Origin of the sequence: Noviherbaspirillum sp., assembly GCF_036846085.1 — a bacterium.
Taxonomy (GTDB): domain Bacteria; phylum Pseudomonadota; class Gammaproteobacteria; order Burkholderiales; family Burkholderiaceae_D; genus Noviherbaspirillum.
Genome location: NZ_DAIUCO010000037.1, coordinates 16,370 through 27,325, shown reverse-complemented (window position 1 = coordinate 27,325; position 10,956 = coordinate 16,370). Strand labels below are relative to the sequence as shown.

The window sequence follows — 10,956 nt, the reverse complement described above, 5'->3', positions numbered from 1 at the left end:
GGTCGAAAAAGGGCCGGCGCATTTCAAGGGGTGCGATTTATACCAGAGGGGCCCGATCGGTGCAACGACCGGGCGGAGGAAACTGGTGGCCGAAAGGCTATTTAACCGATGAGCGGAAGCCGCATGATTGCTGGCTTCCTGAAAATCAGCCTTCGGAGTTGCCCCCAAAGTTGCCCCCAGACCACTTCCTTGCCAATTTGCCCCTCGCATTTAGGGCTTGGCGATGTGTGGCGCAAGCTACCTATCTGCCCTGCCAGAGTCAAGGCGACCGATAGCAAGACCATGACGGCCGCCTTCGTCGTTGAGATCTGCGATACGGTCGGCCAGCGTTACGGGGCGGTAGAATGCCAATACCTCGAATCGCTACCTTCAATGGGCTTCCGCAGTACTGATCGTCGCGGTGGCGGCCCGGATGCTCTGGCGAACTTGGCCGTTTCTCAACTCATCCAGGTAGTCGGCCCACTCCTGCATCATCAGCTTGCGGTCTTCCAGGAAGCTCGTCCGGTTATAGGCGTGGCCATGGATGTCACGGACCTGGTGAGCTAGCTGCAGTTCAATGACGACATCCTCATAGCGCAGACGCTCTGCGATCATGGTTCGGGCCATGGCTCTAAAGCCATGCCCCGACATTTCTTCCTTTCCGACGTCCATACTCCGGAGTGCCGACAATATAGTGTTGCTGCTCATGGGCAGTGCATCTGACTTGTTACTGGGAAAGACGTAGCGGCCATGGCCTGAGTAGGGCTGCAAGGCCTTGAGAATCGCAATGGCCTGTCGCGAGAGCGGGACAATATGGTCCTGATGGGTCTTGCTGGCTTTGAAGCGCCACTCTGCTGACGCAAGGTTGATGTCGGCCCACTCGGCCTGTCGTAACTCACCGGGTCTGACAAAGAGCAGCGGCGCCAGCTGCAGCGCTTTCGTGACAATGAAAGTGCCGTTGTAAGCATCGATCTGGCGAAGAAGGATTCCGGCTTGTTCCGGGTCGGTGATGGCGGCCATCGGCTTTTCCTTTGCGCGGCGGAGGGCGCCAGCCAGGTCGGGTATCGGGTTCTTGTCAGCCAGACCGCTTGCGATGGCATAGCGGAATATCTGGCCAAGCGTCTCCTTGATGCGGCGTGCGGATTTGATGGCGCCGCGGGCTTCGACTTTTCTGAGGGTAATCAGAATGTCGGAGGCCTTGATGTCGGTAATCGGCATATGGCCAAGTGCGGGAAAGACATCATTTTTCAGTCGTGCCTCCACCTTGCTGAAATAAACGGGATCCCACTCCAATTTCTTCATATCGAGGAAGTCGGCTGCGATGGAATTCAAACTGTTTTTTATCATTCCGCTATAAATGGCTTTCAGCGACTTTCTAGCGGCAGAGGGATCAGCGCCTTGGGCCAGCGTCTGTCGTGCCTCATCACGCTTTTCCCGAGCCAGCTTGAGAGAGGTATCAGGATAGCGGCCCATGGAGAGAGATTTTTGTTTGTTGTTGTAGCGATACGCAAAGCGCCAATACTTCGTGCCGCTCGACATAACGAGAATAGACAGGCCATTGCCATCAGCCACTTTATAATCGCGGTCTTTGGCTTTAAGGGATCTGATCCCGGCATCCGTCAACGGCATGACATTTATTCTCCAAGAAGTGTGTGGTGAAGGCGATAACGAGATACGTCTTCAAGGTGTCATTGGATAGTAAATGAGAGCGAAGATTTCGGAATCCTGAGGAGACTTGGAGCTATTGGTGCTTGATGGGCGATGGCTGCGCGTGGTTGTTGCTGTGATCGATGAAAAAATGGTCGATGCGTTTACAAAAATAAACACAGTGAAGAGTGATTCATAGGCAAAGCGTACGGCGTTTTGTGTGTTGGATAGTTCGGGAAAGCATGTTTGCCTCATGGCCTTTCAGAGGTCGTCATCTGCCTATGGGCTGGCGCTTCGTCTGCATCAGAAAAGGATTGGTGCCAGTTGGATTAAAGCATCAGCTAGAAAGCGTCTTTCGGTAGAAAAATGCCCGAAAATTTGCCGGCTTGAATGTTTGCATTTATTTGCGGCTGGCCGGGTGTTTTGGTGGCGTCAGAATTCGTGAATGAGGCGCTATCAGATTTAGTATTAACTGTCATTGCGCCCTGTGGTGAGTCAATGTGGGAGAGATTGAGGCTATTAAAGCGGTCGATAACCGCTTGAGGTCACTAGGAAATAATTTTTCTAGAAATTGCGTTGCCATCATTGTTGCTGATGATCTTCCCGTCTCATCATGGCGGGAAGATTCTGGAATGCGCAGGTTAGATAGATAATCCTGAGCCGCTCCCTCCTGATTTATAAGGGAAAATGATTCGCAGGCCTAAGCCGGACTCCGGCAGGCATGCAGGCTTGGTCTTAAGTGTGGTGGCAGGGGGTTTTCCTTGAAAACAGCGCCAAACACGCGAGTGATGTACGAAAGAAAACCCCCGATGCTAGGATTGGCGGTGAGGGCTGGCCGTTTTGCACCTGACGTGATTGGCGAAAGGTATGGCGGCAGCCCGATGAGAAGAAGCTTGGAAAAGGACTAGCCCCTTTTTGCTAAAATTCAGAGCCAGAGAATTTCTCTGTTGGCAATGTCTGAGTGATTAATTTATTTTTTCTTAGGGGGCGGACGCAAAAAGGCCCTAGCAGCTAAGCCGTTCTCCTAGAGTGATTGTTTTGTCGCCTGTCACGAAATAAGAAAGCCCATTGCCGGGGCTTTTGGACTCGATGAGATTTTTGGCAGTGTAATAATGATTTTCGATTGCTTTTTCGCCAATGGCTTTTAGTTCTATTGCGCTGCCCATGGTTTCAGAAATAATTCTGGCCTGAGCGTCGTATATCTTTTCCGTTACTGAAGCCAAAGTAGTTGCTTCCTTTGCCATCATGTCCCAGCACCATATTCCGATCAGGGAGCCTTGGATCTGGTTCCACTTCTGGACTAGGGCGCTTGTCGAGTCGGTATTTTGAAAGAAGTCAGAGCCAATGAACTCATCAAAACGCTCAATGTTTGCGGCATAGCCGTGACGGGTCAGTAAGCCATCCAGTAGGTATTCCCTAAGGGCTCTCATGGCGTAGTCGATATTGTAAGGAGCTTGATCAAGATCGACTTCAAAGATTAAGGAACTGTGGCCGGGTTTTCCGTTCGTCAAGGCATCATTTATTGTTCGCTCACGAAAGGTGATGTTGGGGCTATAGAAACTGCGTAAATGTCTACTGCGTGTTAATGCAATGGCAAGATCTAAGTCCTCAGGGACTTTTCGAGTGTTAAACCAGTTCGCTTCGGGGCGAAGTTTTAGGGTTTTAATGGCCTCGTAAACGGGGAATTCCTCAAGTGCTGCCTTTGCATAGAAGTCAAATGCAGACTGACCTGAGAAGCGTGCTGTCATGTCGATTAGAGAAAAGTAGTCAAAGTGGTTATACGTGAACTTGATTCTATTAACGGTATCAAGATGTTGGGCCATGTCGGAGATGGCCTCACAAAGACCATTCTCCTGTAGCCGAATGCCGAGCTCTGGAGCCAAAGGATAGTTTGCCGTGATGTGATCCAGGTTCCCTTCAGAAATGGCTTTCCGACCGCTTACTGATTCATAAATGCTCATCAGGGTGATCAGGGTTTGAGCCTCTGTTTCACCTGAAAGAGGGTTGGTGCCAGCATCGCGAATATGTGCGTGTATGGCGTTACGAAGGCCGATCAGCTTTTGGCAGTCTTCGGGGTAATCCCGCATGAATTGTCGGGCAACAAGTTGCTGGACGAAGAGCCGATCAAAGCGATCGCGCAGGTGTAAAGAGAGTTTTTCGGAGGGTGGTGAAGGAGAAGGGGCGTTTGTCATGGTGGCTATAAGTACTTGTTCCAAAAGACATAATGTTGCCAGGAGGGCGACATAGCACAAGCCCCTCCCGAATAATACCTACGGTTGGCGCGGGCGACCGTAGGAGGACGTCATCTCATGAATCCCCTAGCGTTGGTTGGGCCGGGTGGTGGTCACCCAGATCAACAAAAGGAGATGACAATGTCCCTCGATACCCTCTCTTCCCAAGGCTCCGTGCCGAACTCTGACGGCCCGCCGCAAGCTGGCCGTGTCATCGTCCGTGCCAAAGACATGCGGAAGATTACCGGCATTCCGAACTCGACCCGCGCCGACAAGGAAAATCCCAAATCGCCTCGTTTTGATCCGACCTGGCCTAAAAAAATTCGCCTGGGCTTGCGTTCGACCGGCTATTTTTTGGATGAAGTACTGGCCTGGCTCGAAAAGCAGCGTAAGGGCTAGTTGCCATGAAAGGCTCCGTGCTCACGCCGGGCGAGTCGGATCAGCCGGTCAACCAGTTTGATCCCATCGCCACTTTTCCATTTCTCTGTGGCGGTGCCTTGTCAGAGGCGCTTCTTGCGCGTCTTGTCGCTGATTGCCTGTGTCCCGAATGGGAGGCGGTAGGAGCGGCTTTTAGCCAGGTTGATAACGAAGTTGGTGCTGTCAAAGCAATGACTCAGGCCATCCTAGGTCAGCCAGAGTTTTTGGCAATGGCCGCGCTAAGGTTGCCAGATGCCGAAGTGCGGTGTGCGCTTCAGCCCGCGCTGACGGCGTACTGGGCGGCGCTTCCCCTGTCGGCCTGGGAAGGGGCAGTAGCGCGCTATCGGGCCATGTGGGCCAGCCTGCTGGGAGACCAGGAGGGCGATGCACAAGCGATCCTTTCCCTTCAGGGGCGTCTGAGCGTTCTCGGTGAGGCCATGCCGGTATTGGCGGTCCCCTTGGACTGGATTCAGTTCCGCCATTTGGGCGCCATGCCTGAATCCATCCTGGCGGTCGCCAAGGCTCAGGCACCTGCCCGCCTTGTCGCGGCATGGCGGCGTGGGGATGGGAGCTTGTTGCAGCGGGTGCTGCTGCGAGCTCATGGGCCGGTGCAAATATGGCCATCCTCCATGATCGGCAAGCGGGCATTGGCTGCATTCCGACAGCGCGTGCCGGAGTCTTTGGCCTCGCTGATGGCGCAGGCGCTGGAGGACTCCGATCAGGGTATTTTCTGGCCGCATTGGGATGACCACAAATCGACGGCCGTGAATCTTCCGCTGCTTATGGGGTTTTGGTCCGCATCCGGCATGGCGATGGACTGGTGGCGCCGACAGGGACGTATGCAGCAGCTGATGGCCATACAGGCCTTTGATCCCATCTGGTTCCAGGTGGCCTACAGCCAGGGCGTGAAAATCGCGTTGGCCTATGGCCTGCCATCGCTGTGCTATGGCGGGAACGAACCATGAGTCGCGAGTATTTTTCCAGGCTATTGCCCGAAATCATCCGCCGTTCGACTCAGGCGGCTTCGCGTCAACTCCATATTCAAAACCTGCCCTTGAGGGCTTGGCTACATCAGGCGGTTACGGCTGATGGTCATGTGCCGACCGGGTTTCTGGGGGAGCCTGTTTTTGAGGCGGTCTTCGGTTGGAAGACCGCGGAAACCACATTGCAGGCGTTATCACCATCCTTGCTGTCACCGACCTTGATCGAGGCTCTGGATGCCCCCGGCGGGGAGTCTGCCCATCCGTATCGCTTCGGCAGGGATTATCCCCCGTATCAGCATCAGCTCAGGACATGGGAATTGTTGTCGCAGGCAACGCCGCAATCCGTTGTGGTCAGCTGCGGAACCGGCTCCGGAAAAACGGAGTGCTTCATGGTGCCGATGCTGGATGCGCTGGTGCGGGAAAATGAAGCCTGCGGAGAGCCCCTGGTGGGAGTGCGTGCCCTGATGATCTATCCGCTGAATGCGCTTATCGCCAGTCAGCGTGAGCGGCTGCATGCCTGGACCTCCTCGTTGGGCCAGAGCATCCGGTTTTGCCTGTACAACGGCAGTACGCCAGAGGTGGATGACCAGTCGCATGTCATCGTGGCGGACAGTCAGGTCAACGATCGGCAGTCCCTGCGCGCTTCGCCGCCGCCCATTCTGGTGACCAATCCCACCATGCTGGAGTACATGCTGATTCGGGCCGAGGATGCCCCCATCCTGCAGGCCTCAAAAGGCAAGCTGCGCTGGATCGTGCTGGATGAGGCCCACACCTATACCGGCGCCAAGGCAGCTGAGCTGGCGCTGTTATTGCGCCGTGTCATGCTGGCCTTTGGCGTGCAATCGGAAGACGTGCATTTTGTGGCGACGTCAGCGTCCCTGGGCGGAGATGGGGCGGAGCCGCAGTTGCAGCGGTTTCTGGCATCTCTAGCCGGATTGCCCTTGGAGCGCGTGCATGTGGTACGAGGACAGCGTGCCTTTCCATTGCTCCCCAAGGGACAGTCCCGCTATGCGGATGCCCCGTACCCTGAACTCATGTCGCTGCCTGATGCCCCGGGCAAGCGATTGTATCGGGCGCTGTGCGCCAACAAGACGGCACAACGCATTCGTGATGCCTTCATTGCCCCTGGGGGGAAAAACGTCCAGACCTTGGCTTCCCTGGTTGAGATCGTGGCAGACGGGGCAGGCGCCACGGTGGGGCGCCAGCAGACCCTGCAGTGGCTGGATCTGTTGTCCAGTGCGTGCGATGAAGATGGAACGCCTTTCCTGCCGCTTCGACTCCATGCGTTTCATAGCGTTCTGGAGGGGCTGTGGGCCTGTAGTAATCCATCGTGTTATGGCCGGAAAGGGACGGCGCTGGATGATCCAGCCTGGCCTTTTGGCCGAGTGTATCCGGAGGCGCGTCGTTCCTGTGACTGCCGAGCGCCGGTTTATGAGATCCGAACGTGCACGCAATGCCACGAGGTGTATCTGTGGGCAGAGTGGCGTGAGGTAGAGGGCACGCTGTTGATCCGTCCCTTTGCCGTGAAAGAGGACGACTATGCCACTGAGGCGGATGTCGTGGCCGGTGGTGAACTTCCCGTGGCAGAGGACCTTCGCTCGCAGTGGGCGCCGCTGCTGATTGTGAAGGCCGATGCCAACACTCGACTGATCACCTTATTGGAGGCCGACAGTTTTTTCCAGCACGGTCAAGAATACGCCCGGTCGGTAACAGTGCCAGCGGATCTGCTGGATAGGCGTCGTTCATGGTGTTGTCGTGCGTGTGGGGCGGAGTCGCCGGTTGCCGCTCCCCATTTGCGGTCGCTGCGGCTGGGAGCGCCGTTCTTTCAGGAGCTCCTGCTGCCAATCTTGATGAAATATTCGCCGGCCTTTTCCGACGCATCCGGAAGCAGGATGCTGCGTCCCTGCCAGGGGCGACGACTGCTGACCTTTACGGACAGCCGCCAGGGCACGGCCCGCTTCGCACTCCATGGGCAGCAGAAGGCCGAGCGTCATTGGTTGCAGTCCCAGGTGTATCGGCAAGTCGTTCAGGCGTCACGGGACGACGTAGCGGATGACATTCAAGCACTGCTTTACCGTACAGAAACGCTTCGTGAACGCCTGATGGCCGTACCTGAAAGTGCGAGGGCCATGATCCAGTCGGCGATAGCAAATAATGAAGCTATCGTCGAAAAAATGAAGGCGCCAGCATCCGTGACTTTTGCGCAGCTGGCGGCGTGGCTCGGGCTGCAGCCCGAGCTGCACTCTTTTATTCAGTCTCAGTATAGCGACAAGGACGCCGATACGTTTGATGGTCTGAATGGCACACGCCACGTGACGCGCCTCCTCCTGCTCCGCGAGTTGGCGGTACGGCCTGTCGTGCACAACAATCTCGAAACCTTGGGGTTGGTGTCCGTCATTTACCCGAAGCTGGAGCGGATACAGACCGTTCCTCGATTGGGGGCGGGTGCCACTTGCATGAGTCTTGCCGAGTGGCGCGACTTCCTGAAAATCGTGCTGGATTTCTTTGTGCGTCAGCGGCTGGCCCTGTTGCTGCCCGGATCATGGATCACCTGGAGCGGGACACGCCTGCCCGCCAAGGCGCTGATAGCGCCGGGCGTGAAAAATAAGGAAATGGACGGCCGGCACGTATTGTGGCCTGTTGCCCATGCGGGGGCGCGGGGTAGGTCCCGCTTGGTGCGGCTCTTGGCGTCTGCGCTGAATCTCAATCTGTACACGGATGCCGATCGGGCGATAGCCAACGGATATCTGGAGCAGGCTTTTGCGGAGCTGATACGAATCGGTTTGCTGAAAAAGCAGGGCGAGGCTTGGGCGCTAGATCCGGAGGACATGGCGTTCGCGCTACCGCCCCAGATCTGGCGTTGTCCGGTCACGGGCCAGATGCTGGATGTCACTCTAAAGGGCATTACTCCTCATTTGCCTAAATACCCGAAATACGGTGCCAGCTATGCTTGCAAGCTGCTGGCTTTTCCAGCGCTCAGCAGAAGCCTGAGAGACGCCTTGGGAGAGGAATCGCCTGCGGTATTGCCGGAGTGGCTGCAGCACGATGCGTCAGTGCAGAGCCTTCGGCAGGAAGGCATTTGGACAGACGAGCAGGATCGGGTGATTGAAGGGGCGCCGTATTACAAAATCGTTGAGCACTCGGCTCAGCAAACGGCGGCACAACTCCGAAAATACGAGGCCGACTTCCGCCAGGGCTTGATCAATGTGCTGAGCTGTTCCACTACCATGGAAATGGGAATAGATATTGGCGGTATCTCGGTGGTCGCCATGAATAATGTCCCGCCTCATCCGGCCAACTATCTCCAGCGCGCGGGCCGAGCGGGGCGCCGCAAAGAAACCCGGGCGGTGGTCCTGACGATCTGCAAGAGCAATCCGCACGATCAGGCCGTCCTGGCGAATCCCTTGTGGCCCTTTGCAACGCCTATTGCGCCGCCTACTGTTTCATTCTCCAGTCCGGTTCTGGTGCAGCGTCATGTTAACTCCCTGCTGCTGTCGCACTTCCTGCAAAGTGGCAGGATCACGTCGAAGCAACTTCATCAGTTGAATGTCGGGGCGTGGATGCTGCCGGAGGATGACTCCCTGTCAGTGGCATTCATGGCGTGGCTGAGCAGGCTGGTCGATGCGCAGGACAGGGATGTGGAATCGGCGCTGCGGTTCCTGGTGAGGGGGACATGCCTGGAGCATGTCCCTCTGTCGGCAATGGCGATGGCAGTGCTTGAGCATTATCAGGCCTTTTTTTGCCAATGGCTCAACGCCTATGCGCCGCTGAGGGAGACGATTCAGCATTTGCGCAATCTGCGAACCATGACCACGGCCCAATCCCGGGATTCGCTGGCGATACTGCTCACGCAAGAACAAGGCGTTTTGAGTGAATCATTGCTTACGGCACTGGTCAAAGAGGGCTTTCTGCCGGGGCATGGCTTTCCGGTCCATGTCATGCGATTTGAAACACAGAGCATTGCCTCGCTGCCGCGTGGGCAACGAGGGCGTAAAAGTCTTGCAATGGCCGCTCAGGGGCGTCGCGAGTTGCCACGCCGTGATGCGCGCATGGGATTGTTTGAGTATGCACCTGGGGCGGAAGTTGTGGTGGATGGCCTCGTCTACCGGTCAGCGGGTCTACTGCAAAACTGGAAGCCCCCCTCCCTCACGGCACGACCGGATGACTCACTGGGTCTTCAGTGTCTTATCGAGATGTCGCGATGTGATGCGTGCGGGACAGTAGCGCGGCAACCGGCCGGTTTGCTGACCCACGCCTGCGACAATTGCGGTGAGCGATTGCACCGCACGGGCGTCAACGACGAACTATTGCAGATCACGTGCCTGGAGCCACAGGGCTTTGCCGTGAGTCTGTTTTCTACGCCCCACAACGACCACCATGCGCAGCGCTTTGTGCCGGTCGAATCGCCCTGGATATCCGCTGTGGGCGAGTGGCAGTCATTGGATGATCGGGTGTGGGGAAATTTTCGGGCGAGTGAAGAGGGCTCGGTGTTTCATTGCACGTCAGGCGCCAACCAGCATGGGTTTGCGGTTTGTCTCGAGTGTGGGCGCTCAGAGGAAATGACGGAGCGCGGAGAGTGGCCGTCGCTTTTCCAGCGTCCTCACTATCCCTTGAGGGGAGCGAGGTCACTGGATCATCCGGAGTGTGTTGGCACTGTCGGCAATGGCCGGATACGTCCGAACATACGACTGGGTCATCACTACAAGACCGATGTGCTGGAGGTCTTCTTGCTGTTTGAAGGAAAGCCCATCGCTGACAAGGCTGTCGCGTTCACGTTGGCGGTCGCCATGCGGAAAGCAGTCGCCGGCCTATTGGGCATAGAGGTCATTGAAGTCGGTTGCGACGTGAAGTGGTTGCCAACGAAGGGGGCGGGAGGCTATGCGTTGTCGCTCTACGATGTCCAGCCATCGGGTTACGTGTCAGGTTTGACGCAACGCATGACAGAGGTACTGCATTTTACGCGGCAGGCACTGGAGTGCCCTCGCAGCTGTGTGGCTTCGTGTCCTGCCTGTTTACAGCATTTTGATACTCGGTATCGGTCTGAGGATATGGATCGCCAGAGAGCTTTGCAGCTGATTGGTCGCGGATGGGTCAAGGACAGGCTGTGGCACTACCCGCAATGGGTATTCGGTCAGGATACACAGGTAGAGCATCAGCCATTGGTGGAGGCAGTCAGCCGCGAGTTGGCAATGCCGGATGTGAGAGGGCTCCGGGTTTTTCTGAACGGAGACCCTGAATTATGGCAGGTGGCTCGGTCAGGGCTTGAGCCCTGGATCAGGCGCTGGCGCGGCACGGGTATCCCTGTCGGAGTGGTTGTGAGGGCGGCGGCGTTGGAAGCTTGCAGTGAGAAAAATCGCTCCGCCCTGAGGGCGCTTGCCGCAGGCACCGGAGCCACACTATGGATGGGTGAGACCCAGTTCAGTTTCAAAGGTACAGATCTGTGCGCCGAGGTAGTGACCGGCAGAGGCTGCATCTATTGGGCGGAGATCGATGCCCTAACATCAATCCCCAATGAAGGTTGGGGATTGAGTCTCGCGGGGCGAGTCTTGCGGGGCTTGCCGCAAAATGAACGGGAGATGGATCTGGCCCGTGTTGAGTTATGAATCGCGGTTAATGCAGACGATGCCAGCTTTGCCAGATTGGCTAGGCACGGGCTGTCAAAAAGCAGTGTAAGCCTGTGCCGGTAGCAATTTAGGGCA

At 56.4% G+C, this 10,956-nt stretch carries 5 protein-coding genes; 3 read left to right on the top strand and 2 right to left on the bottom strand.

The features are described from left to right. Positions 1-369: 369 nt before the first annotated feature. A complete protein-coding gene (locus V7080_RS06675) occupies positions 370-1,608 on the bottom strand; it encodes a tyrosine-type recombinase/integrase (protein WP_334187627.1) in 1,239 nt (412 codons plus the stop codon). A 1,022-nt stretch (positions 1,609-2,630) separates the two neighbouring features. Further along, positions 2,631-3,818 carry a hypothetical protein gene (locus V7080_RS06670; protein WP_334187626.1) on the bottom strand — a complete coding sequence of 396 codons (1,188 nt, stop codon included), beginning with the start codon at positions 3,816-3,818 and terminating at the stop codon, positions 2,631-2,633. Between the two features lie 180 nt (positions 3,819-3,998). Between V7080_RS06670 and V7080_RS06665 the strand changes: the two genes are divergently transcribed. The 3 genes from V7080_RS06665 to V7080_RS06655 are packed head-to-tail and all read left to right on the top strand — an operon-like array spanning position 3,999 to position 10,860. Beyond that, positions 3,999-4,256, top strand: coding sequence for a helix-turn-helix transcriptional regulator (locus V7080_RS06665; RefSeq protein WP_334187625.1), 258 nt, complete (start codon positions 3,999-4,001; stop codon positions 4,254-4,256). Positions 4,257-4,261: 5 nt separating this feature from the next. Continuing rightward, positions 4,262-5,239 carry a hypothetical protein gene (locus V7080_RS06660; RefSeq protein ID WP_334187624.1) on the top strand — a complete coding sequence of 326 codons (978 nt, stop codon included), beginning with the start codon at positions 4,262-4,264 and terminating at the stop codon, positions 5,237-5,239. After that, positions 5,236-10,860, top strand: coding sequence for a DEAD/DEAH box helicase (locus V7080_RS06655; protein WP_334187623.1), 5,625 nt, complete (start codon positions 5,236-5,238; stop codon positions 10,858-10,860). Before V7080_RS06660 ends, V7080_RS06655 begins: the two co-directional genes overlap by 4 nt. Positions 10,861-10,956 lie beyond the last annotated feature (96 nt).